Origin of the sequence: Streptomyces sp. NPDC093984 (assembly GCF_044764595.1) — a bacterium.
Lineage (GTDB): Bacteria > Actinomycetota > Actinomycetes > Streptomycetales > Streptomycetaceae > Streptomyces > Streptomyces cynarae.
In genome coordinates this window covers 1,495,323-1,521,396 of record NZ_JBIWIM010000001.1, presented here as the reverse complement: position 1 = coordinate 1,521,396, position 26,074 = coordinate 1,495,323, and the positions used below count along the sequence as shown (strand labels likewise).

20 protein-coding genes, 3 pseudogenes and 1 riboswitch are annotated in these 26,074 nt (G+C 68.9%); of the genes and pseudogenes, 14 read left to right on the top strand and 9 right to left on the bottom strand.

The window, feature by feature from the left end:
- Positions 1 to 66 precede the first annotated feature (66 nt).
- From ACIRC0_RS06825 to ACIRC0_RS06815, 3 genes are all read left to right on the top strand, one after another.
- Positions 67 to 1,101, top strand: coding sequence for a medium chain dehydrogenase/reductase family protein (locus tag ACIRC0_RS06825; RefSeq protein ID WP_403612188.1), 1,035 nt, complete (start codon positions 67 to 69; stop codon positions 1,099 to 1,101).
- Positions 1,102 to 1,203: 102 nt separating this feature from the next.
- Positions 1,204 to 1,389, top strand: a complete 186-nt coding sequence (locus ACIRC0_RS06820) for a hypothetical protein (RefSeq protein ID WP_403612185.1) — start codon at positions 1,204 to 1,206, stop codon at positions 1,387 to 1,389.
- Positions 1,390 to 1,579: 190 nt separating this feature from the next.
- Positions 1,580 to 2,140: an ester cyclase gene (locus tag ACIRC0_RS06815; protein ID WP_403612182.1), complete on the top strand. Its 561-nt coding sequence runs from the start codon at positions 1,580 to 1,582 to the stop codon at positions 2,138 to 2,140.
- Positions 2,141 to 2,295: 155 nt separating this feature from the next.
- Here ACIRC0_RS06815 and ACIRC0_RS06810 read toward each other — a convergent pair whose 3' ends face one another.
- Positions 2,296 to 2,850: a histidine phosphatase family protein gene (locus ACIRC0_RS06810; protein WP_403612179.1), complete on the bottom strand. Its 555-nt coding sequence runs from the start codon at positions 2,848 to 2,850 to the stop codon at positions 2,296 to 2,298.
- A gap of 71 nt (positions 2,851 to 2,921) precedes the next feature.
- Positions 2,922 to 3,071: riboswitch (cobalamin riboswitch) on the top strand.
- A 40-nt stretch (positions 3,072 to 3,111) separates the two neighbouring features.
- Here ACIRC0_RS06810 and ACIRC0_RS06805 point away from each other — a divergent pair.
- Positions 3,112 to 3,333, top strand: a complete 222-nt coding sequence (locus ACIRC0_RS06805; protein ID WP_403612177.1) for a CbtB-domain containing protein — start codon at positions 3,112 to 3,114, stop codon at positions 3,331 to 3,333.
- Between the two features lie 19 nt (positions 3,334 to 3,352).
- Entirely contained in the window at positions 3,353 to 4,111 is a 759-nt protein-coding gene (locus tag ACIRC0_RS06800) for a CbtA family protein (RefSeq protein WP_403612174.1), read from the top strand.
- Positions 4,112 to 4,572: 461 nt separating this feature from the next.
- On the opposite strand, the gene ACIRC0_RS06795 is transcribed toward ACIRC0_RS06800, so the two are convergent.
- Positions 4,573 to 6,102 carry a helix-turn-helix domain-containing protein gene (locus tag ACIRC0_RS06795; RefSeq protein ID WP_403612171.1) on the bottom strand — a complete coding sequence of 510 codons (1,530 nt, stop codon included), beginning with the start codon at positions 6,100 to 6,102 and terminating at the stop codon, positions 4,573 to 4,575.
- A 303-nt stretch (positions 6,103 to 6,405) separates the two neighbouring features.
- Here ACIRC0_RS06795 and ACIRC0_RS06790 point away from each other — a divergent pair.
- Positions 6,406 to 6,636, top strand: a pseudogene (locus ACIRC0_RS06790) (Tn3 family transposase); the annotation flags it as partial.
- Between the two features lie 186 nt (positions 6,637 to 6,822).
- Here ACIRC0_RS06790 and ACIRC0_RS06785 read toward each other — a convergent pair.
- Positions 6,823 to 7,719, bottom strand: a complete 897-nt coding sequence (locus tag ACIRC0_RS06785) for a helix-turn-helix domain-containing protein (RefSeq protein WP_403612169.1) — start codon at positions 7,717 to 7,719, stop codon at positions 6,823 to 6,825.
- A 196-nt stretch (positions 7,720 to 7,915) separates the two neighbouring features.
- Between ACIRC0_RS06785 and ACIRC0_RS06780 the strand changes: the two genes are divergently transcribed.
- Positions 7,916 to 8,350, top strand: coding sequence for a nuclear transport factor 2 family protein (locus tag ACIRC0_RS06780; RefSeq protein WP_403612166.1), 435 nt, complete (start codon positions 7,916 to 7,918; stop codon positions 8,348 to 8,350).
- A 35-nt stretch (positions 8,351 to 8,385) separates the two neighbouring features.
- Here the strand turns inward: ACIRC0_RS06780 and ACIRC0_RS06775 are convergent, their stop codons facing one another.
- Positions 8,386 to 8,520 (bottom strand): hypothetical protein, encoded by a 135-nt coding sequence (locus tag ACIRC0_RS06775; RefSeq protein WP_403612163.1) that lies wholly within the window; start codon positions 8,518 to 8,520, stop codon positions 8,386 to 8,388.
- Here ACIRC0_RS06775 and ACIRC0_RS06770 point away from each other — a divergent pair.
- Complete coding sequence (locus ACIRC0_RS06770) at positions 8,501 to 9,337, top strand: SDR family oxidoreductase (protein WP_403612160.1); 837 nt, start codon at positions 8,501 to 8,503, stop codon at positions 9,335 to 9,337. The genes ACIRC0_RS06775 and ACIRC0_RS06770 overlap by 20 nt on opposite strands.
- A 109-nt stretch (positions 9,338 to 9,446) precedes the next feature.
- Here the strand turns inward: ACIRC0_RS06770 and ACIRC0_RS06765 are convergent, their stop codons facing one another.
- The 3 genes and pseudogenes from ACIRC0_RS06765 to ACIRC0_RS06755 all read right to left on the bottom strand — a co-directional run.
- Complete coding sequence (locus ACIRC0_RS06765) at positions 9,447 to 10,109, bottom strand: hypothetical protein (RefSeq protein WP_403612803.1); 663 nt, start codon at positions 10,107 to 10,109, stop codon at positions 9,447 to 9,449.
- Positions 10,106 to 10,621, bottom strand: a pseudogene (locus ACIRC0_RS06760) (ATP/GTP-binding protein); the annotation flags it as partial. The pseudogene ACIRC0_RS06760 and the gene ACIRC0_RS06765, both read right to left, overlap by 4 nt.
- 64 nt (positions 10,622 to 10,685) lie before the next feature.
- Positions 10,686 to 11,051: pseudogene (locus ACIRC0_RS06755) on the bottom strand (TnsA-like heteromeric transposase endonuclease subunit); the annotation flags it as partial.
- Positions 11,052 to 11,470: 419 nt separating this feature from the next.
- On the opposite strand from ACIRC0_RS06755, the gene ACIRC0_RS06750 reads away from it, so the two are divergent.
- Together ACIRC0_RS06750 and ACIRC0_RS06745 are read left to right on the top strand one after the other, a co-directional pair.
- The gene (locus ACIRC0_RS06750; RefSeq protein ID WP_403612157.1) at positions 11,471 to 14,266 is read left to right on the top strand and encodes an aconitate hydratase; all 2,796 of its coding nucleotides are present in this window, start codon (positions 11,471 to 11,473) and stop codon (positions 14,264 to 14,266) included.
- A 253-nt stretch (positions 14,267 to 14,519) separates the two neighbouring features.
- A complete protein-coding gene (locus tag ACIRC0_RS06745; protein ID WP_403612153.1) occupies positions 14,520 to 16,115 on the top strand; it encodes a sensor histidine kinase in 1,596 nt (531 codons plus the stop codon).
- Here ACIRC0_RS06745 and ACIRC0_RS06740 read toward each other — a convergent pair.
- Positions 16,015 to 16,428 carry a hypothetical protein gene (locus ACIRC0_RS06740; RefSeq protein WP_403612151.1) on the bottom strand — a complete coding sequence of 138 codons (414 nt, stop codon included), beginning with the start codon at positions 16,426 to 16,428 and terminating at the stop codon, positions 16,015 to 16,017. The two genes, ACIRC0_RS06745 and ACIRC0_RS06740, sit on opposite strands and share 101 nt — an antisense overlap.
- A 383-nt stretch (positions 16,429 to 16,811) precedes the next feature.
- Positions 16,812 to 20,615 (bottom strand): GH92 family glycosyl hydrolase, encoded by a 3,804-nt coding sequence (locus tag ACIRC0_RS06735; RefSeq protein ID WP_403612148.1) that lies wholly within the window; start codon positions 20,613 to 20,615, stop codon positions 16,812 to 16,814.
- A gap of 459 nt (positions 20,616 to 21,074) precedes the next feature.
- Here ACIRC0_RS06735 and ngcE point away from each other — a divergent pair, with 459 nt between their 5' ends.
- The 4 genes from ngcE to ACIRC0_RS06715 all read left to right on the top strand — a co-directional run bounded on the left by ngcE (position 21,075) and on the right by ACIRC0_RS06715 (position 25,971).
- Positions 21,075 to 22,577 (top strand): N-acetylglucosamine/diacetylchitobiose ABC transporter substrate-binding protein, encoded by a 1,503-nt coding sequence (gene ngcE / locus ACIRC0_RS06730; protein ID WP_403612145.1) that lies wholly within the window; start codon positions 21,075 to 21,077, stop codon positions 22,575 to 22,577.
- Between the two features lie 103 nt (positions 22,578 to 22,680).
- Positions 22,681 to 23,607 carry a carbohydrate ABC transporter permease gene (locus ACIRC0_RS06725; protein ID WP_403612143.1) on the top strand — a complete coding sequence of 309 codons (927 nt, stop codon included), beginning with the start codon at positions 22,681 to 22,683 and terminating at the stop codon, positions 23,605 to 23,607.
- 2 nt (positions 23,608 to 23,609) lie between these two features.
- On the top strand, positions 23,610 to 24,533 hold the full coding sequence (locus ACIRC0_RS06720) for a carbohydrate ABC transporter permease (protein ID WP_403612141.1): 924 nt from the start codon (positions 23,610 to 23,612) through the stop codon (positions 24,531 to 24,533).
- A 238-nt stretch (positions 24,534 to 24,771) separates the two neighbouring features.
- On the top strand, positions 24,772 to 25,971 hold the full coding sequence (locus tag ACIRC0_RS06715) for an ROK family transcriptional regulator (protein ID WP_403612138.1): 1,200 nt from the start codon (positions 24,772 to 24,774) through the stop codon (positions 25,969 to 25,971).
- Positions 25,972 to 26,074: the final 103 nt, after the last annotated feature.

Sequence of the window (26,074 nt, the reverse complement as noted above, 5' to 3'; positions counted from 1 at the left end):
GTCGGTTATAACTTCTAACGAAAGCGCCAGCTACTAACTGTGCTGGTGAGGTTGATGGAGGTCGTCATGAACGCTGGAGCAATGGTCGAGGTCGTGCTGCCGGGCAGGGTCGAGCCGGAGGGGCTGGAGGTGCGGCAGGTGAGGGCCGTGCCCGCCCCCGGACCGGGCGAGGTCGTGATCCGCATGGAGGCGACCGGTGTCTCCTTCGCCGAGCAGCAGATGCGCCGGGGCCGCTACTACGACCAGCCGCCCTTCCCGTTCGTCCCCGGTTACGACATGGTCGGCACCGTGGCGGCGACCGGGGACGGTGTCGGTGCCGACCTCGTCGGCATCCGGGTGGCCGCGCTGCTGAAGGTCGGCGGCTGGGCCAGCCACGTGGTCGTCGACGCCGCCGACGTGGTGCCGGTCCCGGACGGGATCGGCGCGGCGGAGGCGGAGACCGTGGTGATCAACGGCATCACGGCCTGGCAGATGCTGCACCGCAAGGCCCGCATCCGCGCCGGGCAGACCGTTCTGGTGCACGGTGCCAACGGGGGAGTCGGCTCGGTCCTGGTCCAGCTCGCCCAAGCCGCGGGCGCGAAGGTCATCGGCACCGCTTCCGCGCGCCACCACGCCGCCCTGCGGGAACGAGGGGTGACCCCGATCGACTACCGCACCGAGGACATCCCCGCCCGCATCCGTGAGCTCGCCCCGCGCGGTGTGGACGCCGTCTTCGACCACGTCGGCGGCCGCGGCATCGTCGACTCCTGGCGCCTCCTCGCGCCCGGCGGCACCCTCGTCTCCTACGGCAGCGCCTCCACCCGCGACGACGAGGGCTCCAAGCAGTGGCCCGTGCTCAAGCTGCTGGGCCGGGTCTGGCTGTGGAACGCCCTGCCCAACCACCGCCACGCCTACTTCTTCAACGTCTGGGCCGGCCGCGCCCTCAGCCGCAGCCGTTTCCAGGCCCGGCTCCGCGCCGACCTCACAGAGGTCTTCGAAGCCCTCAGGCGCGGTGATATCACCGCCCAGATCGCCGCCGAGCTCCCCCTCACCAGGGTCGCCGAGGCCATGCGGCTGGCCGAGTCCGGCACCGTCGCCGGAAAGGTCGTCCTCCACGCCTGACGATGCCCGCGGAAGCCGGCGAACACGCGAGTCACACCTGGCCACACCCTCCCCTCATCCCCTGCGCCGTCACGGCGCGAAGACGTACAGGAGAGCCCCGTCGTGCCCAGACTCCGCACGTATGTCCGGCGGACCCTCACCGCCGCCCTCATGGCCACGGCCGTCGTCGCCACCCCGGCGATCGCCGCCCCTGCCCCGCCCCAACTGGCCATCCCCGCGAGCCGGATCAGCTGGAGCGCCTGCTCCCAGGCTCTCGCTCCACTCTCGCTCCACACCGCGCCGGCTTAGCCACGGCGGCCCAGTTGCCCGGCAGCGTCGTCCTCAGCCGCGAGGCGACGACTACAGCATGTTCCTGCTCTCGCCGTGCGTGCGCGACGCCACCAACCGCTACCTGACCGTCCGCACCCTGCCCGCACCCGGCACCACCTGCACCGACTGACACTCCCTGTTTCGTCCCACCGATATGTGAGGAAGCACCATGACCACCACCGCACGCAACCGGATGCGCCTGCTCGCCCCCGCGGCCATGGCCGCCCTGGCTGTCAGCGCGACGACGGCCGCCGCACCCACCTCGTCCGCCGCCGGACACACGGTCACATCACAGGGCCACCCGAGCGCCGTCAAGAGCCCGAAGGCGATGCTCGACTCCTGGCTCCGCCTCTGGAACGGCGACTTCACCCAGGCGTCCGGCATCATCTCGCCGGACTTCAAGGTTCACGCCGCCCTCCTGGACGGAGGTGACGGCAGCAGCATCCGCGGCGCGGACGGCCTGGCGGCCTGGATCGCCCAGACCCGTGCCGCCTTCCCCGACCTGCGCTTCTCGCTGCAGATCGATCCTCTGGTCGCCGGGCACCGTGCCTCCGTGCGCTGGACGGCCACCGGCACCTACGCCGGGGGCTTCCCCGGGGCGAAGGCACAGCCGGGTACCGTCGTCACCTTCACCGGCACGGACACCCTGCGGATACAGGACGGCAGGTTCGTGGAGTACTGGCTCAACTCGGACACCCTCCAACTGCTCACCCAGCTTCGCGCATTGTGACTGACGTTCCACGGCCTCCGCCGCCCTCCCGTCCCCGCCGACGGTACGGCTCCCGGACAGGGCACCGGGCCCCCGTTGGAACGCGGCCCTGGGATGCGGCGGTCGATGATCGATTGCCCGGCTGCGCATCACCGAGCCCCCGGGACGTCCGTCCGTCACCCCATCCGGAGGTTCCAGCGCCCGGCTCTGCCTGTGAGCTGTACACACGCCAAGGGCGGGATGTCGACGCGCCAAAAGGCGTGCGCGGGCGCGGTCAACGCATGCAGTACGGCAGCACGCGCGACCGCCGGGTCGGCGACGATGAGCAGCCGACCGCTGTCCTCGGCGAGGTGGTCCAGCCACTCGCTGATGCGTCCGCACAGGTGGAGGACGGATTCGCCGCCGTGCGGGGCGGCGGCGGGGTCGGAGGTCCACGCGGCGAGCGCTTCCGGTTCGGCGGTGGCGAGGTCGTCGAGCGTACGGCCGTGCCAGGTGCCCAGTTCCAGATCGCGCAGCGCCGCTTCCACCGATGCTTCCAGACCGAGGGCTTCGGCGGTCTCGCGGCACCGCCGGGAGGGCCCGCACAGGTGACGGTCGGCGGGCGGCAGAACCTCACGCGTGGCACGGGCCTGTTCCCGTCCGCGTGCGTCGAGTGGAAGGTCTCCGTCGATGCGCACCTGCCGGGCAGCCGGTCCCATCGCAGGAGCGACCAGCGTCAGCCGGATTGTCATGGCGGTGAGGCTAGCCGAGATCACGGGCGTTCCGGACGCTGAGTGAGGCAGGCCATCTTGGCCGGTGAGTAAAGGATCGGTACCGTCATGGGCGTTAGGACGACGGTGTGTCCGGAAGACCGGTGAAAGTCCGGCACGGTCGCGCCACTGTGTGCCGCACAACTCCCTTCCTAGGAAGGGGTTTGTCGGCGAGTCAGACCCCCATGCCGTCGTCGCGTGCTCCACCGACCACGGGACGCGTGTTCCCGAAGGAGGCCCGCCATGGCGCAGTCCGCCATCACCCCTGCCCCGCTCTCCCCACCCACCGTGGCCAAACTGCCGATCCGCGCCATCGCGCCGTGGGCGGCGTTCTTCGGCCTGCTGATGCTGGTCCTGCTGTACTTCGTCGGCGCCGAGGAGGGCGCAACCTCACTGCTGTCCGGCGCGGGCGTGCACGAGTGGGTGCACGACGGCCGGCACCTGCTCGGCTTCCCCTGCCACTGACCGGCACGGGGGGAGCCGCATGAACTCCGCAATCGTGCGGACGCTGCTCGTGCGCGGCATGCTCTCGGGCCTCTCCGCCGGCCTGCTCGCCTTTGGCCTGGGCCGCCTGATCGGCGAGCCGGGCGTGAATGCGGGCATCGCCTACGAGAAGGCCCACAGCCACGAGCACGAGGTCGAGATCGTCAGCCGGGCCATGCAGTCGACTGCTGGTCTGGCCACGGCGGTGCTGGTGTTCGGTACCGCCGTGGGCGGCATCGCCGCGCTGGTGTTCTGCTTCGCCCTCGGGCGGATCGGCCGCTTCGGGGCACGGGCCACCGCCGCTTTCGTCGCCGGGGGTGCGTTCGTCACCGTCTATATGGTGCCGTTCCTGAAGTACCCGGCCAACCCGCCGGGCGCCAACGATCCGGACACCATCGGCAAGCGCACCACGCTGTACTTCGGCATGATCGCCCTTGCCGTGCTCGTCGGCGTCGGGGTGGTGATCCTCGGCCGGCGTCTCGCCGGACGGTACGGCAACTGGAACGCAACCCTCGCTGGGGCGGTCGCCTTCATCGCGGTCATCGCGGTGGCTATCGCATTGCTGCCGACGGTCGACGAAGTACCGAAGGACTTCCCGGCGAGCGTGCTGTGGCAGTTCCGTATGGCTTCGCTCGGCATCCAGGCGCTGCTGTGGGCGTCGTTCGGGGTGATCTTCGGATTCCTGGCCGATCGGGCGCTGCGCCCGCGGACCGCCGATGAGGCCCGGGCCGCGGCGTCGGGAGTACCCACAGCGGTTTGACCGACGTTGACGTGGGGGCGTGTACCGGGGGCGCGACCGGTACGGTCCCCTGCGCTTCACTCTCACGCCAAATGATGGGCGACCCGGTCGTCACCGAGGACGAACTGCCCAAGGTCACCGACGTGCTGCAGGCCGCCGGGATCGAGCAGACCATCTGCAAGTTCTCCATCGCTGCGCCGGCCGCATGTGCCGGCCGCCGTCGGTCGGGATGCGTCCGAGCTTCTCGGCGTCGACGTGGACCAGGTCGCCACTCCCAGTTCCTGCCCCGCGCGGGCGCACGGGGCAGCGCCGCAATCGACGCGATCTTCGCGTAGCCACGACCGGACGTCGGCACTCGTGGAGCGCGGCCCATAGGAGTCCGCCGCAGGCGCAAAGTCCCAGAGAAGTCCCACGGATGCCGCCGCACCCCTTCTTGACCCGCTTCGTCGCAGGTCAGGAAGGCGTGCGGCGGCATCCGCTCATCAAATGTCCCGGAAGATCTCGATCTGAGCCCCCACCGAGTTCAGCCGCTCGGCCAGGTCCTCGTAGCCGCGGTTGATGACGTACACGTTGCGCAGTACGGACGTGCCCTCGGCCGCCATCATCGCCAGCAGGACGACCACGGCGGGGCGCAGCGCGGGCGGGCACATCATCTCGGCGGCGCGCCAGCGGGTCGGGCCCTCGACCAGAACCCGGTGCGGGTCGAGCAACTGCAGGCGCCCGCCCAGGCGGTTGAGGTCGGTCAGGTAGATGGCCCGGTTGTCGTAGACCCAGTCGTGGATCAGCGTCTTGCCCTGCGCGGAGGCCGCGATGGCCGCGAAGAACGGGACGTTGTCGATGTTGAGGCCGGGGAACGGCATCGGGTGGATCTTGTCGATCGGCGCCTCCAGCTTGGAGGGCCGCACGGTCAGGTCCACCAGCCGCGTACGGCCGTTGTCGGCGGAGTACTCGGGCGTGCGGTCGTGGTCGAGCCCCATCTCCTCCAGCACCGCGAGCTCGATCTCCAGGAACTCGATCGGCACCCGGCGCACGGTCAGTTCCGACTCGGTGACCACCGCGGCGGCCACCAGGCTCATCGCCTCGACCGGGTCCTCGGAGGGGGAGTAGTCGACGTCGACGTCGATGTTCGGCACGCCGTGGACGGTGAGCGTGGTGGTGCCGATGCCCTCGACCTCGACGCCGAGCGCCTCGAGGAAGAAGCACAGGTCCTGGACCATGTAGTTGGAGGAGGCGTTGCGGATGACCGTGACGCCGTTGTGCCGCGCGGCGGCCAGCAGCGCGTTCTCGGTCACGGTGTCGCCGCGCTCGGTCAGCACGATCGCCCGGCCGGGGGAGACGGACCGGTCCACCACCGCGTGGTACAGCCCCTCCGTGGCGGTGACCTCGAGCCCGAAGCGGCGCAGCGCGATCATGTGCGGCTCGATGGTGCGCGTCCCGAGGTCGCAGCCGCCCGCGTACGGCAGCTTGAAGCGGTCGAGGCGGTGCAGCAGCGGACCGAGGAACATGATGATGGACCGCGTACGGCGGGCGGCCTCGGCGTCGACGGCGTCCAGGTCGAGGTCCGCGGGCGGGACGATCTCCAGATCGACCCCTTCGTTGATCCACCGGGTCCGCACCCCGATCGAGGTGAGCACCTCCAGCAGGCGGTACACCTCCTCGATGCGGGCGACGCGGCGCAGCACCGTGCGGCCCTTGTTGAGCAGCGAGGCGCACAGCAGCGCCACGCAGGCGTTCTTGCTCGTCTTGACGTCGATCGCGCCGGAGAGCCGGCGGCCGCCGACCACGCGCAGATGCATGGGGCCCGCGTAGCCCAGGGACACGATCTCGCTCTCCAGGGCGTCCCCGATGCGGGCGATCATCTCAAGGCTGAGGTTCTGGTTGCCCCGCTCGATGCGGTTGACGGCGCTCTGACTGGTACCGAGTGCCTCGGCGAGCTGCGCCTGGGTCAGGCCCCGGTGCTGGCGTGAGACACGGATGAGCTTGCCGATGCGTACGAGGTAGTCGTCTGACATGAGACTGAGGTTATCTCAGATATGAGATGGGGCATCTTGTGGGGTCCGTTCGAGTGAAGAGGGCGGAGTGATGCCTGGTGAGAGGGGTGTGTCGCAGCGAGCTCCGTGTCCCTTGCCATCGAACTTAGTCGGCGAGGAGCTTCTGGCCAGCGGCGACTAAGTTCGATGGCAAAGGTGATCAAGCGAGCTAGATGATCTAGTCCAAGGGGTCAGTGATCGTAGGCCAGGTGCAGGCTCAGGCCGCAGAAGGTCGGCGGAGGAGATACGTGTAAGGGACGGCGCCCCGTTGTACGCCGCGGTAGCGCCCTGGGCCTGGTCCTCAACGCCTTGGTGCTGTTCAACACGCGGTACATGGACGCCGCGGTGAACCAGCTGCGTGCGGACGGCTTCGACGTCCGTGACGAGGACGTGACCCGCCTCTCGCCGTTCGTGCGGCATCACGTCAACATGCTCGGCCGGTACTCCTTCCAGCTTCCCGACCTGCCCGGAGGCCTGCGTCCGCTGCGCGATCCGGATGCCACCGACGAGGAATGACCCGGTCCCGCGCCGCCGAATGGGAGGACCCTGGAGCTATGGCCAGGAGGTACGTCCGGCGGTGCGCATAACGAGATCTCCGACAGAGCCTGGAATTCCCCAGCCCCGGTCACCGGGGCTGGGCGACATGGGACTTCGCAAGTGGCCGCAGGTGGTTGGAGTGGTTCTTTGGGCAGGTGTCGCCGGTCAGGGCTGCCGGGTCGACGGTTTGCTCGTGGATTGCGCGTTCTGCTGTCCGGTCGTGGCGGACCAGCTGGCGAGCAGTTTCAGGCCGTCCTCGGCGGCGGTTTCGGGGGGCGCGCTGTAGACGACCACGCTCAGGCCGCTTTCGTCCGGCAGGCTCATGGTCTCCTGGTCGAGTTCCAGGTCGCCGACGAGCGGGTGGTTGAGGCGTTTGGTGCTGTCGCGGAAGACATGCACGTCGTGGGATCCCCACATCACGCGGAAGGCGTCGCTGCGGGTGGACAGTTCACCGATCAGATTCGACAGTTCCCGGTCGTAAGGGCTCTTCCCCGCCTCGACGCGCAGCGCACCCACGGCGAAGCGGGCCATGCGCTCCCAGTCGGTGTAGAACCGCCTGGCCGCCGGACTGAAGAACGCGAACCGGGCGACGTTCGCCCCGCATGTCGCATCGGCGTACATCTCCGAGTACAGGGCCCGGCCCAGCGGGTTGGCGGCCAGCGCATCGAGGCGGTTGTTCATCACGAACGCCGCCATCCCCGACATGCCCTCGACGATCCGGGCCACGCTCGGCCGCACCGCCGGCCGCACCTCCCGCTTCCGTGCTCGCGCCCCGGGCGCCGGTCCGGCGGCGCGGGCGAGGTCGTACAGGTACATGCGCTCGGTGGCATCCAGCCGCAGTGCCTGGGCGAGGGCGTCCAGCACGCTGTCGGAGACACCCCGCAGGTTGCCGCGCTCCAGGCGCGTGTAGTACTCGACGCTTACCCCGGCGAGCGTGGCGACCTCGCCCCTGCGCAGTCCGGGCACCTGCCGCCGACCGTAGGTCGGCAGACCCGCCTGCTCGGGGGTGATCCTCTCGCGTCGGGAGCGGAGGAATGCGCTGACTGCGTCCCGGTTGTCCATGCCGACCAGGGTAGGCAGGCCGCGCGAGGGGTGGGGGGTCCCTGCCAGTACCCCTCGCAGCAGAGACTCCCCGGTCACGGCCGTCTCCCGTTGCATGGTGCGTGCCCCGATCCCCGGGGCCCGACCGGTGCGAGGACGTAGGCGCTCCCGCCGGCCGACCTTTCCCGTACCGGAACAAACCTGAAGGGCACGCGAGATGAGCAACCAGATCGAGACTGTGACGGAGAGCCCCGCGGATGTCGTGCGAGGGCTGTATGACGCGCTGAGCAAGGGCGACGTGCCGGGTGTCCTGGCCAAGCTCGGCCCTGAGGTGATCGTCGACGAGCCGACCCAGCTCCCCTACGGCGGCGTGCACCAGGGCCGCGAGGTGTTCGTGCAGTCGATCCTGGGCGCGATGATGGGCTACGCCAACGTCGCCATCACTGATGCCGAGGTGTTCGAAGGCCCGGCCGGCGTCATCGGAATGCTCACCGGAACTCTCACGGCCCACACCACCGGTGAGGAGTTCCCGCTGACCATGGTCGAGATCCACCGGGTCGAGGACGGCACGGTGCGCAAGATCGACGTCTACACCAAGAACCCCCACGAGCTCGCCGCGTTCTACGCGCGCGCCGAGGCGGGCACCCGCTGACGACGGCACCCCTTCACGAGTCCGGCCGAGTTGCCTCACGGCAGCGCGAGCAGCTCGGCCGACTCATGCCCAGCCCAGGCCGTCGCATCGATGACCCCTGCCCGCATCAGCGACACCGCGACACGCGCACCACACAGCGAAGGACACACCATGACCACCACCTGGTTCATCACCGGCACCTCCTCAGGCTTCGGGCGACTGCTCACCGAACGCCTCCTGGCCCGTGGCGACCGCGTCGCCGCCACGCTCCGCCGGCCCGAGGCTCTCGACGACCTCCGCGCCGAGCACGGCGACCGGCTCTGGACCGCCCAGCTCGATGTCACCGACACCGAGCAAGTGCGTCGCGTCGTCACCGAGGCGTTCAAGACCCTCGGCACGATCGACGTCGTCGTCAACAACGCCGGCTACGGCGTCCTCGCCTCCGTCGAGGAGGCATCCGACGAACAGATCCGACGCGTCATCGACACCAACCTGCTCGGCTCGATCCAGGTCATCCGTGCCGCCCTCCCGCACCTGCGCACCCAGGGCCGAGGCCGCATCCTGCAGGTATCCACCGCGGGCGGTCAGACCACCTACCCCAGCCTCAGCTACTACCACGCCTCCAAGTGGGGCATCGAGGGGTTCTGCGAGACCGTCGCCCACGAGATCGCGCCGTTCGGCCTGGCCCTGACCATCATCGAGCCGGGCGCGACCCCCACCAACTTCGGCACGTCGCTCGACATCGCACCGCCCCTGCCCGAGTACGAGAACACCCCCGCGGCCCAGACCCGGCAGGCGTTCCTCGGCGGCCACTTCCCGGTGCCCAACAGCGCGGAGAAGCTCACTGACGCGATGATCGACCTCATCGACTCCGGCGCGACCCCGCTCCGCCTCCCGCTCGGCCCCGACACCTACGAAGACGTCCACGCTGCCCTCACCGGCCGGCTCGCCGAACACGAGGCTCATCGCGACATCGCCCACTCGGTGGCGGCCACAACCGCCCGGTGACCGAGACCCGCGTCAGTCGCCGCCGACGACGAGTGACTACGCGGGTTCGCCGTACTCGGTGCCGCCGCCCACCCCACACCCTCCGCAGGCATCCCTTGGAATTGATCATCTAGCGAGACCGAGCTGCGGTGATTCTGGCATTTCGGGCTTCGCGTCGGCGGTCTTCTTTGCGCTTCTTGCCCATGTCGCCGTTCAAGGTGCCGTAGGAGATGGACGTGTTGTGCGTGTCCATGAGCTCGCACCAAATCTCTCGTGTGTTGAGTCCGGATGCGATCAGCGGGTCGATCAGATGCTGGAAACGCGTGATCACTGCTGGCCCGCGCACGGGGCGTTCTTCGAACGGTTGGGGCGGGTTGTCGAGGAAGTAGTGGACGAGCCGCTTCGAGACTCCATGACGGTGAGCGAGCGTTCGCAGAGGGACTGCGCCTTCCATCGCCTGTTGCTGGATCTGGTGCTCAACGTACCGAGGCAGCTGATCTCTGCACTTGCGTTCGAAGCGGCCTGGCATCGGTTTGTAGCGCAAGCGGGGTGAACTCGCATCGACAAGGGCTCGGTGCAGTACTTCCGGTGTGCGTCCGGAGACAGTTGAGAGTCGGTCGAGGCGAGGCTTCCCGAACCAGAAGGGTGGCCCGCTGAGGAAGGTGTGCAGGTAGCTGGGCTTGAGGTGATTGGCGCGGGCTAGGCGTCGGATGTAGGAGTCGGTGTTCTCACCCAGTCGTGGTGCGACTGGGACGGGGAGCTGTTGGAGAGAAGCGCCGAAGGTGTCGGTCATTGCCGTGTCGTGTTCTTGAGCGGCGATGCGGAGGTCTGGGCAGCGTGGTCGAGTTCGATGGCATCGAGCGATGCCTTGGTGATGCGCTCGGTGCCCGTGAGGATCGCGTCGATCGCGGCGCCTCGGATCGCGTGGGAGAGCGCGCCGATCATGCCGTCGGTTCGGTTGTGGAGGTAGCGGTCCAGCTTGATCAGACTGCCTGGCGGATGGTCGCGCAGGAGGAGGGTCTGCTCCATGGTCGCGACCAGGCCCTTCCACTCGCCACCGTAGGGGAACGGGCGGGTGGGGACGAGGGTGAAGCGGCTCGCGATCTGGGCGCCCCGGGTGCCGGCCAGGAGTTCGCTGGTTTCGAGGTTGATGCCCGCGTAGGCGAACGTCGCGGGGAGGCGTTCGGAGAAGTACTTCAGGGTGTCGGAGACCTCGGCACCGGCCCGTGTGACCTGCGAGACGTTGTGGATTTCGTCGACCAGAACCAGGCCGGTGCGGGTGTCCGTGCAGACGCCGACGACCGCCGACCGGGCCGCGCAGGCACCGCGGGTGCCGGTAGCGCGACAGCCACCGCACATTCGCCAGCAGCGTTTCCTCAGGAACCCCGACCCGCTCGAAGCCCCAACCGGCCTGGCCGCAGGCCATGCGCGTCACCTCGAACGCCTCCGTGTCCCTCGGCTCGACCCGCTCGTCCGCGCGGACATCGACGACCACCGCCGAGCCGTCCGCACGGCGCACGAAATAGTCCGGCGCGTGACGACGCTCGCGCTCCTCGTCGTGCCAGTGCAGCCAGAACGGCTGCGAGGCGATCCCCACCACCCTGGGATCGAAGTCCATCAGCACGAGACGGTCCCGCTCCAGCCACGACTCGAAACCGACGTGCCGCCCGGTCGTCGCCGTCCAATACCACCCCGGGAAGTGACGCTCACCACGCGACCAGCGAAAGGGCCGCACCGCAGGCACGTCCTCGAACCGCGCCGTCGCGCAGTCCAGCAGCGGACGCCGCCGAGACTCGCGTACAGCATCCACGTACGACAGCTCGACGTACGGTCCCGCAAGATCCGCCCCGACCGGCACGGCCACCCAGCACCCCCAGCACGTCACCTCGTGCGACTAGGTTCGCTGGCAAGGAAGCTGAAACGACTGGGTTCGCTGTCAAACGCCTCGATTGGATGACAGCGGACACTCCGGCCGCGCATGACCTACCGGCCCCCATGTACTAGAGTTATCTCGACATCGAGATATCTGCCGAGGCGTACCGCAGCAGCCGCTCTGGTAAGGGTTACCTAACTTAGCCTGCCCTCAGCGGATCGGCCGAGATGCCGTGGCGGCAGGATCGTGGTGGTACGCGCACATCAATGAAGGAGACTGTCGTGTCGGCGAACAGCTTCGACGCCCGCAGCACGCTGCAGGTGGGCGACGAGTCGTACGAGATCTTCCGGCTGGACAAGGTGGAGGGCTCGGCCCGCCTGCCCTACAGCCTCAAGGTCCTGCTGGAGAACCTGCTCCGCACCGAGGACGGCGCGAACATCACCGCCGACCACATCCGCGCCCTCGGCAACTGGGACTCCCAGGCCCAGCCGTCGCAGGAGATCCAGTTCACGCCGGCCCGCGTGATCATGCAGGACTTCACCGGCGTGCCCTGTGTCGTGGACCTCGCCACCATGCGCGAGGCCGTCAAGGAGCTGGGCGGCGACCCGGCGAAGATCAACCCGCTGGCGCCGGCCGAGCTGGTCATCGACCACTCCGTCATCGCCGACAAGTTCGGCACGAACGACGCCTTCAAGGTCAACGTCGAGCTGGAGTACGGCCGCAACAAGGAGCGTTACCAGTTCCTGCGCTGGGGCCAGACCGCCTTCGACGAGTTCAAGGTCGTCCCCCCGGGCACCGGCATCGTCCACCAGGTCAACATCGAGCACCTCGCCCGCGTGGTGATGGTCCGTGACGGCAAGGCCTACCCGGACACCCTGGTCGGCACCGACTCCCACACCACGATGGTCAACGGCCTCGGCGTCCTCGGCTGGGGCGTCGGCGGCATCGAGGCCGAGGCCGCGATGCTCGGCCAGCCGGTCTCCATGCTCATCCCGCGCGTCGTCGGCTTCAAGCTCACCGGTGAGCTGCAGCCGGGCACCACCGCCACCGACCTCGTGCTCACCATCACCGAGATGCTCCGCAAGCACGGTGTGGTCGGCAAGTTCGTCGAGTTCTACGGCGAGGGCGTCGCCGCCACCTCGCTCGCCAACCGCGCCACCATCGGCAACATGTCGCCGGAGTTCGGCTCCACCGCAGCGATCTTCCCGATCGACGACGAGACCCTGAACTACCTGCGCCTGACCGGCCGCTCCGACCAGCAGGTCGCCCTCGTCGAGGCCTACGCCAAGCAGCAGGGCCTCTGGCTGGACCCGAAGGCCGAGCCGGACTTCTCCGAGAAGCTCGAGCTGGACCTGTCCACGGTCGTCCCCTCGATCGCCGGCCCCAAGCGCCCGCAGGACCGCATCGTCCTGGCCGAGGCCGCCCAGCAGTTCGCCAAGGACGTCCTCAACTACGTCGAGGCGCCCATCGCGCAGACGCCGGACGCCGCCGCCTCACCGGTCGACGAGGCCGGCGCCGAGTCCTTCCCGGCCTCCGACGCCCCGGCCTACGGCCACCAGGAGAACGGTGCCGGCGCCCCGCAGCACGGCCAGGGCACGGGTGCCGTACCGTCCAACCCGGTTCCGGTGACCGCCCCCGACGGCACCACCTACGAGCTGGACCACGGCGCCGTCACCGTCGCCGCCATCACCTCCTGCACCAACACCTCGAACCCCTACGTCATGGTCGCCGCCGCCCTGGTGGCCAAGAAGGCGGTCGAGAAGGGCCTGACCCGCAAGCCGTGGGTCAAGACCACCCTCGCCCCGGGTTCCAAGGTCGTCACCGACTACTTCGACAAGGCGGGCCTGACCCCGTACCTGGACAAGGTCGGCTTCAACCTGGTCGGTTACGGCTGCACCACCTGCATCGGCAACTCCGGCCCGCTGCCGGAGGAGGTCTCCAAGGCCGTCAACGACCACGACCTCGCGGTCACCTCGGTCCTCTCCGGAAACCGGAACTTCGAGGGCCGTATCAACCCCGACGTCAAGATGAACTACCTGGCGTCCCCGCCGCTGGTCGTGGCCTACGCCATCGCGGGCTCCATGAAGGTGGACATCACCAAGGAAGCGCTCGGCACCGACCAGGACGGCAACCCGGTCTACCTGAAGGACATCTGGCCCTCCGAGGCCGAGGTCAACGAGGTCGTCGCCAACGCCATCGGCGAGGACATGTTCTCCAAGTCCTACAGCGACGTCTTCGCCGGCGACGCCCAGTGGCAGTCCCTCCCGGTCCCGACCGGCAACACCTTCGAGTGGGACCCGGAGTCCACCTACGTCCGCAAGCCCCCGTACTTCGAGGGCATGGGCATGGAGCCGGCCCCGGTCGAGGACATCACCGGCGCCCGTGTCCTCGCCAAGCTCGGCGACTCGGTCACCACCGACCACATCTCCCCGGCCGGCGCGATCAAGGCCGACACCCCGGCCGGCAAGTACCTCACCGAGCACGGTGTCGAGCGCCGCGACTTCAACTCCTACGGTTCCCGCCGCGGCAACCACGAGGTGATGATCCGCGGTACGTTCGCCAACATCCGCCTGCGCAACCAGATCGCGCCGGGCACCGAGGGCGGCTACACCCGCGACTTCACGCAGGAGGGCGGCCCGGTCTCCTTCATCTACGACGCCTCGCAGAACTACCAGGCCGCCGGCATCCCGCTGGTCGTCCTGGCCGGCAAGGAGTACGGTTCCGGCTCGTCCCGCGACTGGGCGGCCAAGGGCACCGCGCTCCTCGGCGTCAAGGCCGTCATCGCCGAGTCCTACGAGCGCATCCACCGCTCGAACCTCATCGGCATGGGCGTCCTGCCGCTCCAGTTCCCGGAGGGCCAGTCCGCCGCGAGCCTCGGCCTGACGGGCGAGGAGACCTTCTCCATCACCGGCGTCACCGAGCTCAACGAGGGCACCACGCCGCGCACGGTCAAGGTCACCACCGACACCGGTGTCGAGTTCGACGCGGTCGTCCGCATCGACACCCCCGGTGAGGCCGACTACTACCGCAACGGCGGCATCATGCAGTACGTGCTGCGCAGCCTGATCCGCAAGTAGGCGATCCGGCACGGCAGTCGAGGGCCGCATCCCCGCCCGGGGGTGCGGCCTTTTGCCGTCTTTCGGACCGCCGCCTGCACGGGGACACACGGGGACATCGCCGGCGCTCAGTGCGGACACAGGGTTTCCTCAGCGGACGGGTGCAGGATCGCGACATGTCTGGCACCACTATTTCCCCCGGCGGCCCGGTCCGTGTGCTGATCGTCGACGACGAGCCCGGCCTGATCCGAACGAAAGACCCTGAGGCGCGGAGATGAGGTCCGGGCTCCCGGGACGGCCGGTGGGGCGTTCGCTGTGCGCGCGGCTGCTCCTGTTCACCGGCGCGGTTCTCGTCGCGGTCTGCGCGGCCATGGCACTCACCTCCGTCTACGCCCAGCGCGCCTATCTGCTCGGCGACCTCGACCGGCGCGTCGGCGACGCCGCGCAGCGCAGCCGCGCCGAGGCCACCCTCCTTCCGGACCGCGATACCGATCTCGCCTTCCTCGGGGAGCGCGGGCAACCCGCCGGCCTGCTCGCCGCCCGGCTCGACGAGCACGGGAAGGTCACCGTGGCCGAGGTCGTCACCCGGGGTGCGGCGCCGCGGCCCCTCAGCGACGCCCAGCGTGCCGCCCTGGACGGCCTCAGGCCCGACGGCTCGATGCACACCCGGACCGTGCCGGGCCTCGGCACCTACCGGGTCACCGCTCTCGGCGGCGACGGGGTCCGTGTCCTCACCGGGCTCCCGATGGACGACGTCCGGGACCTGATCGGGGCCCTGGTCGTGGTCGAGGTCGCCGTGGCGGCCGTCGGACTCGCCGCCGCGGGCTGCGTCTGCGCGGTGGTGATACGACGCCAGCTGCGCCCGCTCGGCCGGGTCGCCGCCACCGCCGTGGAGGTCTCCCGAGCGCCGCTGGGCAAGGCTGAGGTCACCCGCCTCGCCCGCGTGCCCGAACGCGACACCGACCCCGGCACCAAGGCCGGACAGGTCGGCGCCGCGCTGAACCGAATGATCGAGCACGTCGAGTCCTCGCTCGCCCAGCACCGGCGCAGTGAGGAGCGGGTGCGTCGCAGCGAGGAACGCATGCGCCGCTTCCTCGCCGACGCCAGCCACGAACTGCGGACGCCGCTCGCCTCCATCGCCGGCTACGCGGAACTCATGAACCGGGGCACCGGCCCGATCGAGCCGGAACTGGCCTGGCGCCGCGTCACCGCCGAGTCGGCCCGCATGACGCACCTGGTGGAGGACCTGCTGCTGCTCGCCCGGCTCGACGAGGGCCGCCCCCTGCACCGCGCCGAGGTGGACCTCGCGTCCCTGGTCGCCGAGGCGGTGTGGGAGGCGCGCGCGGCGGGCGGCGACCACGACTGGCAGCTCGCCCTGCATCTCGACACCCCCGCGCTGGTCGCCGGGGACGAGGCACGGCTGCGCCAGGCGGTGGCGCACCTCCTGGCCAACGCCCGCGTCCACACACCGGCCGGCACCACCGTCACCGCCTCCGTCGAGGCGAGCGGCGAGCGGTGCGTGATCCGTGTACGGGACGACGGGCCCGGCATACTGACCGCACTGCTGCCGACGGTGTTCGAACGCTTCACCCGCGCCGACGCCTCCCGCTCCCGCACGCACGGCACAGCGGGCGGTTCGGGCCTCGGCCTCGCGATCGCCGCGGCGATCACGGCGGCGCACGGCGGCAGCGTCCGGGCGGAGAGTGTTCCGGGCCGTACGGAGTTCACGATCGAACTGCCCCTGAAGGAGCCGTCGTTGACGGGGAGCCCTAGATCCATCCCGCCAGCTGCGCCACCGCGAACGGCGCCGGCACCAGGGTCGTCATGCCGAGCCACAGGTGCAGCGGTCGGCCCTCCTGCCACGGCATGAGAACGTCCACCACCAGCACGATCCCTAGGATGAACCCACCGCCCAGCACCGCGCCGAGCGTCATGCCGACGGTCTGGTCCGGTGACGTGCCGCCGCAGCCGAAGCCGGTGACGCAGTGAAGCAGCGCGTACCTGTTCAGCAGCCACCGGACGCACACGCCGGGGACGATCGCCAGCACGCCGATCAGGAGGTTCGCCACCGCGGCCGCCCACCAGGAGCCGGCGGCGGCCTTCTCGCGGCCACCGTCCGCACCGGAACCGTGCACAACCCGCCCTTCTCCCCGGTCATCGCGTTCGTACAGGTAGATGACCACGAGAGCACTGGGGTTGCCCCGCGCGCGCCCCGGAGCGGCGAACACCGCCCCTACGAGTGACGGTTGGGGGTGGGTGGGGGATTGTCCGGGCCGCTGGGCGGACCGGGTGGCACGCACAGCGGCCACCCGGTCCGCGAGCCGGCCCGGCCCGGGGGGAGTAGGCCGGACCGGGGTCTGATGGCTTGTGTCGACCGGTGAGGCGACAACGTTGTCGGACTGGTCTGTACATGACTGTACCTCGGTCGTGGACAACGATGTCAAGGCTCTCCCATGGCGTTCACCCTTCAGGGGGACATGTCGGCGCTCCGGCCGAACGACGGCTTCCTGTCCAGCACGAAGGGGCGGGCCCCGGCGGGCCCGCCCCTCCTGCGTGCCGACGTGCGTCAGGCCAGCAGCTCCACCTCCGCCAGCGTCGACTCCGTCGTGAAGGTCAGGCGGTAGTGCGCGTACGTGCCGGGATGCCGGACGGAGAACACCCTCGTCTGCCGGCCCCAGGTGAAGGACTCGCTCGACCGCTGGTCCAGGGTCGTCCACCGCGTGCCGTCCTCGGAGGCCTCCAGGGTCCAGCCCGTGGGGGCCGACGCGCGGTCCGCCGGGGACGTCAGCGTGTACTGCACCGCCTTGGTGCCGTCCGTGACCGGCAGGTCCACGCTCGTCACGGCCGCCTCCGTCGCCGAGGTGTTGTCGAAGAGCGGACCGTCACCCTTGAGCACGTCCGCCCGCGGCGAGGGCACCTTGTCGTCCCGCGTGATGGACGCCGGTGCCGCGTTCTTCCCGGTGCCCCAGGCCGACGGCCGCGGACCCATGTCGAACTCCAGCACACCGCCCCGGGAGAGCAGCGCGTGCGGCAGCGAAGTCGACGTCCACTCCTTGCCGTCGACCCTCAGACCCTGGACGTACACGTTCCGCGCGCTGTTCCTGGGGGCCTTGACGACCAGGTCCTTGCCGTTCTCCAGGTGCACGGTCGCCTTGGTGAACAGCGGGGATCCGATGGCGTACTCGCCGCTGCCCATCACCAGCGGGTAGAAGCCCAGCGCCGAGAAGACGTACCAGCCGGACTGCTCGCCGTTGTCCTCGTCGCCGTGGTAGCCCTGCCCGATCTCGCTGCCGGTGTACAGGCGGGAGAGCACTTCACGGACCTTCGCCTGCGCCTTCCAGGGCTGACCCGCCGCGTCGTACATGTAGATCACGTGGTGCGCGGGCTGGTTGGAGTGCCCGTACATGCCCATCCGGACGTCACGGGCCTCCGTCATCTCGTGGATGACGCTGCCGTAGGAGCCCACGAACTGGGGCGAGGCCGTCTCCGGTGTCGCGAAGTACTCGTCGAGCTTGTCGGCCAGCTTCGCCCGGCCGCCGTACAGATTGGCAAGGCCCCGGCTGTCCTGCGGGACCGTGAAGGCGAAGCCCCAGCCGTTGGTCTCCGTGTAGTCGTAGCCCCACACGCGCGGGTCGTACTTCGACGGGTCCAGCCGCCAGTCGCCCTGCGCGTCCCGGCCCTGGAAGAAGCCCACCCTCGAGTCGAAGAGGCCGACGTAGTCCCGGGCGCGGTTGAGGAAGTAGGCCGACTCCTCCTTGTAGCGCTGTTCGCCGGTCTTCTTGTACAGCGCCTGGCCCATCCTGGCGATGCCGTAGTCGTTGATGTAACCGTCCATCGCCCACGACAGGCCCTCGCGGGTGGCGGTGCTGGTGTAGCCGAGGAACGGTGAGGTGGCCATGCCCTTGCGGCCCACGCCGGACGACGGCGGCAGGACCGTCGCATTTTTCACCGCCGCGTCGTAGGCGGCCTTGGCGTCGAACTTCACGCCCTTCACATAGGCGTCCGCGAACGCCACGTCCGACGAGGTGCCCGTCATCAGGTCCGCGTAGCCGGGGGAGGACCAGCGGGAGGTCCAGCCGCCGTCCTTGTACTGCTGCACGAAGCCGTCGACCAACTCGCCCGCCTGAGTCGGCGTCAGGAGGGAGTACGCGGGCCAGGTCGTCCGGTAGGTGTCCCAGAAGCCGTTGTTGACGTACACCTTGCCGTCGACGATCTTCGCCCCGGTGTGCGTGGCCGTGTCCGGTCCGGTCATCGGGGAGAACGGGGACGCGTACCGGTAGGCCGAGCCCACCTTCTCGAAGCCCGAGTTGGGGTAGAGGTACAGCCGGTACATCGACGAGTACAGCGTCGTGAGCTGGTCGGTGGTCGCGCCCTCGACCTCGATGGTGCCGAGCAGCTTGTCCCACGTCCCCTGGGCGCGTGCCCTGACGTCGTCGAACGAGGTGCCGTCCGGGATCTCCTGGCGCAGATTGTCCTTCGCCTGGTCGATGCCGATGAGGGAGGTGGCGAGGCGGAGCGTGACCGTGTGGTCGGCGCCCGGCTTGAAGCGGAGATAGCCCTTCACGCCCGAGGCCGCCCCGTCCGTCACCGGAGCGTCGAACACGCCGTACACGAACAGGCGCGTGGCGCCCGTCGACAGCCCGGACTTCACGTCCGAGAAGCCGGTCACGACGCCGCCCGCCTTGTCGAGGGTGAGACCGGCCTGCTCGGTCACATTGTCGAAGACCACGCTCGCGTCGTCGCCGGGGTAGGTGAACCGCAGCACCGCCGCGTGGTCCGTCGGCGTCATCTCCGCCTTGAGGCCGCCCTCGAAGGTCACGCCGTAGTAGTAGGGGCGAGCGATCTCGTTCTCGTGCCGGAACGGCAGGGCCCGCGCGGTGCGCCCGGTGTCCGGAGTGCCGGCCGCGGCCGACGGCATCACTTGGAACGTCTGCCGGTCACCCATCCACGGGCTCGGCTCATGGCTCGCGCTGAACGCTTGGATCGTGGGCAGATTGTCGGAGTTGTTGCCCCGTGCGTAGTCGTACAACCAGCTCAGCGAGCCCGCGTTGGTCACCGGCGTCCAGAAGTTGAAGCCGTGCGGCAGTGCGGTCGCCGGGAAGTCGTTGCCCCGGGAGAAGGAGCCGCTGGAGTTGGTGCCGCGCGTGGTCACCGCGTAGTCGGACAGGTGGGACTTGGGCTTGTCCGGCGGTGCGGGCTTCAGCGCCAGGTCGTCCAGCCAGCCCCGGAACTTGGCCGGCCCCTTCGGGGAGTCGTACGCCACCAGGACCCGGTCCACGGTCTTGCCGGCCGCCACCGACCCGATCCGCGAGACCACGTTGTTCCACTGGTTGACGTACAGCGACTTGGCCGCGCCCTGTCCGGTGGGGCTCAGCGGGAAGCCGTGCTGGTCGAGCGCGCCCAGGTCACTGAGGTGGGTGCCGTCGGTGAAGGCCAGGTCGACCGAGACGTTGGTGGCGTCGTAGTCCCGGTCGCCGTCCGCCATCGCCGGGAAGATCCGGTACGACAACTGCGTGTCCCGCTCGACGCGTACGTTCACGTCGAAGACCTTGTTGTACGAGTACGCCCGCCCGTCGGCCGTGTGCGTCCCGGCGTAGCGCAGCGCCCGCCTGCCCGTGAACCCCGCGCCCGCCTTGGCGGTGGGGGCGCCGAGCGGACCGCGGTCCACCAGCGTGCGCATGTCTTTCGGCGTGGGGTCGGTGCTGCTGCCCGTGGAGAACTGCACATCGGCGAGTTGCAGTATGCCGCCGCTGTGGTTCCTGGTGATGTCCAGCCGGAAGTGCGCGAACTCGGCCGGTTCGGCGAGATCGTAGGACTTGGTCTGGAAGCGCTGGTCGAACGAGTCGCCGGTTCGGGTGTCCAGCGTCTTCCAGTCCTTGCCGTCGGTGGACCCCTGAAGGGTCCAGTCGGCCGGGTCCCGCTCGGCGTGGTCGTTGGCCGAGGTCAGGGCGTATGTCACGACTTTGACCGGCTCGTCCAGGTCGAACTCGACCCAGCCCGTCGGCGCGAACGTCAGCCACTTGGTGCTCGGTTCGCCGTCGATCAGGTTGTCCGCGACCTCCCCGCCGTCCGTGTTCTCGGCGCCGGCCCGGACATCGGTCACCTCGTCGGTCACATTGCCCGGAATGCCGGTGGTGTACCCTCCGTCCACGCCGGACGCCCGCTTGGTGCCGTCCGCCGTCGTGTCCACGGTGTTCAGCCACGTGGGCGCCGGGTCCCCCGGCTCGAAGGAGGAAGCGAACTCGCGGTCCGCGGCCGCCGCTTCGCCGGGCCGGGCCTCCGCCGCGCCCGGGGCCGCCACCAGCAATGCGAAGGCGGCCGTTGCCACGACCGCCGTAGGAGCCCATCTGTGCCGAGATCTGTGCTGCATGCGCGAGCACCCTCCCTGCGCCTGTTGAGAATGGACAACGTTGTCACTTCGCCTGCGCAAGGACCAGTAGGTGGTCAAGTGGTCAGTGATGTCAAGGGCGTTGGCTGTGGCATTCGGGCTCAATGCAATGGGTATCGCGTTCGAGAGGTGTGCGAGCATCGCGTATTTCCACGAGGTCTCAACTCGGAAACGCACGGCGGCAACCTTGCTTGCGATATTGCTCCCGCGACGGAGAGTGGACTATACCTGTCGGCGTCCGGGCAGCCGTCACCTTGCCGTACGACGGCTGTGGACAGGCACGACCGGGGACAAGCGGGAGGCGGCGGACCGTCTCGAGAAGGAACCACCGCCGCACCGTCCCCCCGAATCGCTCATGCACGACCCCAGCTTCACCATCACCGCGGTGCCGGGGAGGAGCCGGTGCACCGCCTGAGTCCTGGAGAAGGCGAGGACTTGAGCATGGGATCCACTTCCGGCGAGCACACGACCACCCCCGAAGGCATCGGCACCACCACCCCCGAAGGCATCGGCACCACCACCCGCGAAGGCGTCGGGCGCCGCAGCCTGATCAAGCGTTCCGTCGCCCTGGGCCTGGTCTCCGTCCCCACGATGAGCTTCCTGTCCGCCTGCGCCAGCAGCGGAGGCGGCGGCCAGGAGAAGGCCAAGGCGGGCAAGAAGACCAAGCAGAACCCGCTCGGCGTCAACGACACGGCGCAGATGGAGTTCGTGCTCTTCGACGGCGGCTTCGGCAAGGAGTACGCCCAGGACGCGGTCAAGATCTACCAGAAGGACTTCCCGAAGGCGAAGGTGAAGTTCTCCGCCACCCAGAAGATCCAGTCCACCCTGCAGCCGCGCTTCAACCAGGGCAACCCGCCGGACCTCATCGACAACTCCGGCGCCGAGCAGATGGACATGGGCGTCCTCGTCAGCCGCAACCAGCTCGCCGACCTCACCCCGCTCCTCGACGCCCCCTCCTACGACGACCCGTCGAAGAAGGTCCGCGACACACTGCGTCCCGGCATCGTCGAGATGGGCCAGTTCGACGGCAAGCCCGTGTGGATCATATACTACGCCTACACGGTCTACGGCGTCTGGTACTCGCAGAAGCTCCTCGGCTCGCTCGACGAGAAGTACCCCGAGACCTGGGACGAGATGCTCAAGGTCTGCGAGAAGGCCAAGAAGAAGGGCATCGCGGGCTGGACCTACGCCGGCAAGTACCCGTACTACATCCCCTTCTCCCTGTACCCGATGATCGGCAAGGTCGGTGGCCGCGAGGTCCTCGACGCCATCGACAACCTGGAGCCGAACGCCTGGAAGCACCCGGCCGTCAAGGCCTGCTTCGAGGCGTACTACGAGCTCTACAGGAAGGGCTACATCCTCAAGGGCACGCCGGGCCTCGACCACATCCAGTCGCAGACCGCCTGGGCCCAGGGCAAGGCGCTGTTCATCCCGAACGGCTCCTGGGTGGAGAACGAGTCCGCCAACGTCATCCCGGCCGACTTCGACCTCGCCGTCTCCGCGCCCTCCGGCATCGACTCCTCCGACAAGATGCCCTTCGGCACCATCTGGGCCTCCGGCGGTGAGCCCTTCATCGTCCCCGCCAAGGCGCAGAACCCCGAGGGGGGCATGGAGCAGCTGCGCATCATGCTCAGCGAGGCGTCCTCGAAGAACTTCACCACCAAGGTCAAGTCGCTGACCGCCTTCAACGGCGGCACCACGGGCATCAGCCTCACCCCGGGCCTGAAGTCGGGTGTGGCCGCGCTGGAGAAGGCCGGCAGCAACGTCCTGAACCCGCGGCTGCAGGACTGGTACGTGCAGCTGCAGAAGGAGAAGATCGGTGTGTCCGGTCTCGGCGAGATGATGGCGGGCCGTATCACCCCGGCCGAGGCCATCAAGCGGATCCAGGGTTTCGCCGACGAGACCGGCAAGGACACGTCGATCAAGCACTACAAGCACCAGTGAGGGTCCGTCAGGGACAGGTCCGCCTGTGGCAGGCCTGTCAGCGGCAGGTCCGTCAGCGGCAGCGCAGGCGGCCGCACGCACGGCCGGATCGGGGTCGGTAGCCATGCATCACGGCAAGTACCGGTTCATCGTGGGGTTCCTGGCGGTTCCCCTCGGCCTGTACGCGCTCTTCGTCGTCTGGCCGTTCATCCAGTCCATCTACTACTCGTTCACGGACTGGACCGGCCTGAGCCCCGAGTTCAAGATGGTGGGCTTCGACAACTACACGCGGCTGGTCCATGACGACATCTTCTGGAAGTCGCTGTGGCACAGCCTGCTGTTCGCGCTGGTGCTGCCGCCGGTGACGATCGGTCTCGCGCTGTTCCTCGCCTTCATGATCAATGTGGGCGGGCGGCGGCGGAAGGGCGGGCCGGTGATCTCCGGGGTCCGCGGCTCGTCCTTCTACAAGATCGTCTACTTCTTCCCGCAGGTGCTCTCCATCGCGATCGTCGCCCTGCTCTTCGCTTTCGCGTACAACCCGGACAGCGGCGCCATCAACTCGCTGCTGCGCGGCATCGGGCTCGGGAGCGTCCAGCCGCTGTGGCTGGGCGATCCGGGCCTGGCCCTGTGGTGTGTGATGGCGGTCCTCGTCTGGTCCACGGTCGGCTTCTTCGTGGTCCTGTTCTCCGCGGGCATGGCCTCCATCCCGGCGGACCTGTACGAGGCGGCGCTCCTGGACGGGGCGAACCGCACCACCACCTTCTTCCGGATCACCCTGCCGCTGCTGTGGGACACCGTGCAGTCCGGCTGGGTGTACATGGGCATCCTCGCCCTGGGCGCCGAGTCGTTCGCGGTCGTGCAGATCATGACGACCGGGCCGGGCGGGCCGGACTACTCGACCACCGTCATGGTGCTGTACGTCTACCAGAAGGCCTTCCGTGACGGTCAGGCCGCCTACGCAACCACGACCGGTGTCGCCCTGCTCGTCGTCACGCTGCTGTTCGCGGCGGTCGTGATGCGGCTGGGCCGGCGCGAGCGGCTGGAGTACTGACCATGGAGACCACCGAGACCCCCGCCCCGATCCCCGCCGAGCCGCACGTCACCGTCGGAAAGGCGGACACCGCGGTCGGCGGGCCGCCCCGGGGGAGGCGGGAAGGCACCGTCCTCAACGTCTTCTCGCACGGCATGCTGATCCTGTGGGCGTTCATGGTCGTCATGCCGCTGCTGTGGGCGGTGATGACCTCCTTCAAGGACGACCGCTCGATCTTCGACTCGCCCTGGTCGCTGCCGGACAAGCTGCACTTCGAGAACTGGGCGCGGGCCTGGACCGACGCCAACATGAGCGACTACTTCCTCAACACCGTCCTGGTGGTGGGTGGTTCGCTCGTCGGGACCCTGGTGCTCGGCTCGATGGCGGCGTACGTCCTCGCCCGCTTCGACTTCCCGGGCAACCGGTTCATCTACTACCTGTTCATCGGCGGCATGAGCTTCCCGATCATGCTGGCGCTGGTCCCGCTGTTCTACGTCGTGAACAACATGGGGCTGCTGAACACGATCCACGGCCTGATCCTCGTCTACATCGCCTACTCGCTGCCCTTCACGGTGTTCTTCCTGACCGCGTTCTTCCGCTCGCTGCCCACCTCGGTGGCCGAGGCCGCGTTCGTGGACGGGGCCTCGCACTCCCGTACGTTCTTCCAGATCATGCTGCCGATGGCCAAGCCGGGCCTGATCAGCGTGGGGATCTTCAACTTCCTGGGCCAGTGGAACCAGTACATGCTCCCGACGGTCCTGAACACCGACCCCGACAAGCGCGTCCTCACCCAGGGCCTGGTCCAGCTCGCGGCCAGCCAGGGATACAAGGGCGACTGGTCCGGACTCTTCGCCGGCCTCGTGATGGCGATGCTGCCGGTCCTCGCGGCGTACATCGTCTTCCAGAGGCAGGTGGTCCAGGGCCTGACGGCGGGCGCCCTGAAGTAGTGATCGACTTCCATTGCCCCGGCCTGCCGGCGTCTTCCCCGTGAACCGGGGACGGCGCCGGTGTGTCGGTCCGCCCTTTTTTGATCTCTCCCGATTTCCGTCAAGGACTTGACTGCGGTAACCCGTTCAGCGGAGCTTGGAGTTCACAACTTGTACGTGACCCGGATTCCATTGCTGTGACTCGGGTCACATGGGCGGCGCCGTGGCCGCCGCGCTGAGGGCAGGAGTGAATGAGTCGATGGAGACTCCGGGATCGCAGTCGTCGCTGCATCGGGCAAATCTGGAGCGTGTCGTCCGTGCGGTGCGCCTGGCCGGGTCGCTGACGCAGGCCGAGATCGCGAGGACGACGGGTCTGTCCGCGGCGACCGTCTCCAATATCGTGCGGGAGCTGAAGGACGGCGGAACCGTCGAGGTCACGCCCACATCGGCGGGTGGCCGCAGGGCCCGCAGCGTCTCTCTCAGTGGTGACGCCGGCATCGTGATCGGCGTCGACTTCGGGCACACCCATTTGCGCGTCGCGATCGGGAACCTCGCCCATCAGGTACTCGCCGAGGAGTCCGAGCCCCTGGACGTGGACGCCTCCGCCGCACAGGGTTTCGACCGGGCGGAAGAGCTGGTCAGCAGGCTGATCGAGGCCACCGGAGTGAGCCGGTCCAAGATCGCGGGCGTGGGGCTCGGCGTGCCCGGACCCATCGACGTCGAGTCGGGCACGCTCGGCTCCACCGCCATCCTGCCGGGCTGGACCGGCACCAAACCCGCCGAGGAGCTGCGGGGGCGGCTCGGCGTGCCGGTGCACGTCGACAACGACGCCAACCTCGGCGCCCTCGGCGAGCTGGTCTGGGGCAGCGGCCGAGGGGTCAAGGACCTGGCGTACATCAAGGTGGCGAGCGGTGTCGGCGCCGGACTGGTGATTGACGGCAAGATCTACCGCGGGCCTGGCGGCACAGCCGGAGAAATCGGGCATATTACTCTCGATGAATCCGGTCCCGTCTGCCGCTGCGGCAACCGTGGCTGTCTTGAGACGTTCGCGTCGGCGCGGTACGTGCTGCCGCTGCTGCAGCCCAGCCACGGCGCCGACCTGACCATGGAAGGCGTGGTGAGGCTGGCGCGGGACGGTGATCCGGGGTGTCGTCGGGTGATCGCCGACGTCGGCCGCCACATCGGCAGTGGCGTTGCCAACCTGTGCAATCTGCTCAACCCGAGCCGCGTGGTCCTGGGCGGTGACCTCGCCGAGGCCGGCGAGCTGGTCCTCGGGCCCATCAGGGAGTCGGTGGGCCGGTACGCGATCCCCAGTGCCGCACGCCAGCTCTCGGTGCTGCCAGGGGCGCTCGGCGGCCGCGCGGAGGTCCTCGGCGCGCTCGCTCTCGCACTCAGCGAAATGGGTGATTCAACCCTTTTGGACGGCAGCCTGCCTGCTGCGACGCCTGTCTTCACTTAGATAACGGATGGCACCGTTGCCATCTCGTTAAGGATTTACTTCTTGACGTCGCACGTGTGGCCGAGTTGACTTCCAGCCACCTCGGCCGCAACGACGCGGCCTC

Coding starts and splice junctions, on each gene's coding strand:
- ACIRC0_RS06825 (WP_403612188.1), top strand. CDS start 67: ATGAACGCTGGAGCAATGGTCGAGGTCGTGCTGCCGGGCAGGGTCGAG.
- ACIRC0_RS06815 (WP_403612182.1), top strand. CDS start 1,580: ATGACCACCACCGCACGCAACCGGATGCGCCTGCTCGCCCCCGCGGCC.
- ACIRC0_RS06810 (WP_403612179.1), bottom strand. CDS start 2,850: ATGACAATCCGGCTGACGCTGGTCGCTCCTGCGATGGGACCGGCTGCC.
- ACIRC0_RS06805 (WP_403612177.1), top strand. CDS start 3,112: ATGGCGCAGTCCGCCATCACCCCTGCCCCGCTCTCCCCACCCACCGTG.
- ACIRC0_RS06800 (WP_403612174.1), top strand. CDS start 3,353: ATGAACTCCGCAATCGTGCGGACGCTGCTCGTGCGCGGCATGCTCTCG.
- ACIRC0_RS06795 (WP_403612171.1), bottom strand. CDS start 6,102: ATGTCAGACGACTACCTCGTACGCATCGGCAAGCTCATCCGTGTCTCA.
- ACIRC0_RS06785 (WP_403612169.1), bottom strand. CDS start 7,719: ATGGACAACCGGGACGCAGTCAGCGCATTCCTCCGCTCCCGACGCGAG.
- ACIRC0_RS06780 (WP_403612166.1), top strand. CDS start 7,916: ATGAGCAACCAGATCGAGACTGTGACGGAGAGCCCCGCGGATGTCGTG.
- ACIRC0_RS06770 (WP_403612160.1), top strand. CDS start 8,501: ATGACCACCACCTGGTTCATCACCGGCACCTCCTCAGGCTTCGGGCGA.
- ACIRC0_RS06775 (WP_403612163.1), bottom strand. CDS start 8,520: ATGAACCAGGTGGTGGTCATGGTGTGTCCTTCGCTGTGTGGTGCGCGT.
- ACIRC0_RS06765 (WP_403612803.1), bottom strand. CDS start 10,109: ATGACCGACACCTTCGGCGCTTCTCTCCAACAGCTCCCCGTCCCAGTC.
- ACIRC0_RS06745 (WP_403612153.1), top strand. CDS start 14,520: ATGAGGTCCGGGCTCCCGGGACGGCCGGTGGGGCGTTCGCTGTGCGCG.
- ACIRC0_RS06735 (WP_403612148.1), bottom strand. CDS start 20,615: ATGCAGCACAGATCTCGGCACAGATGGGCTCCTACGGCGGTCGTGGCA.
- ngcE (WP_403612145.1), top strand. CDS start 21,075: ATGGGATCCACTTCCGGCGAGCACACGACCACCCCCGAAGGCATCGGC.
- ACIRC0_RS06725 (WP_403612143.1), top strand. CDS start 22,681: ATGCATCACGGCAAGTACCGGTTCATCGTGGGGTTCCTGGCGGTTCCC.
- ACIRC0_RS06720 (WP_403612141.1), top strand. CDS start 23,610: ATGGAGACCACCGAGACCCCCGCCCCGATCCCCGCCGAGCCGCACGTC.
- ACIRC0_RS06715 (WP_403612138.1), top strand. CDS start 24,772: ATGGAGACTCCGGGATCGCAGTCGTCGCTGCATCGGGCAAATCTGGAG.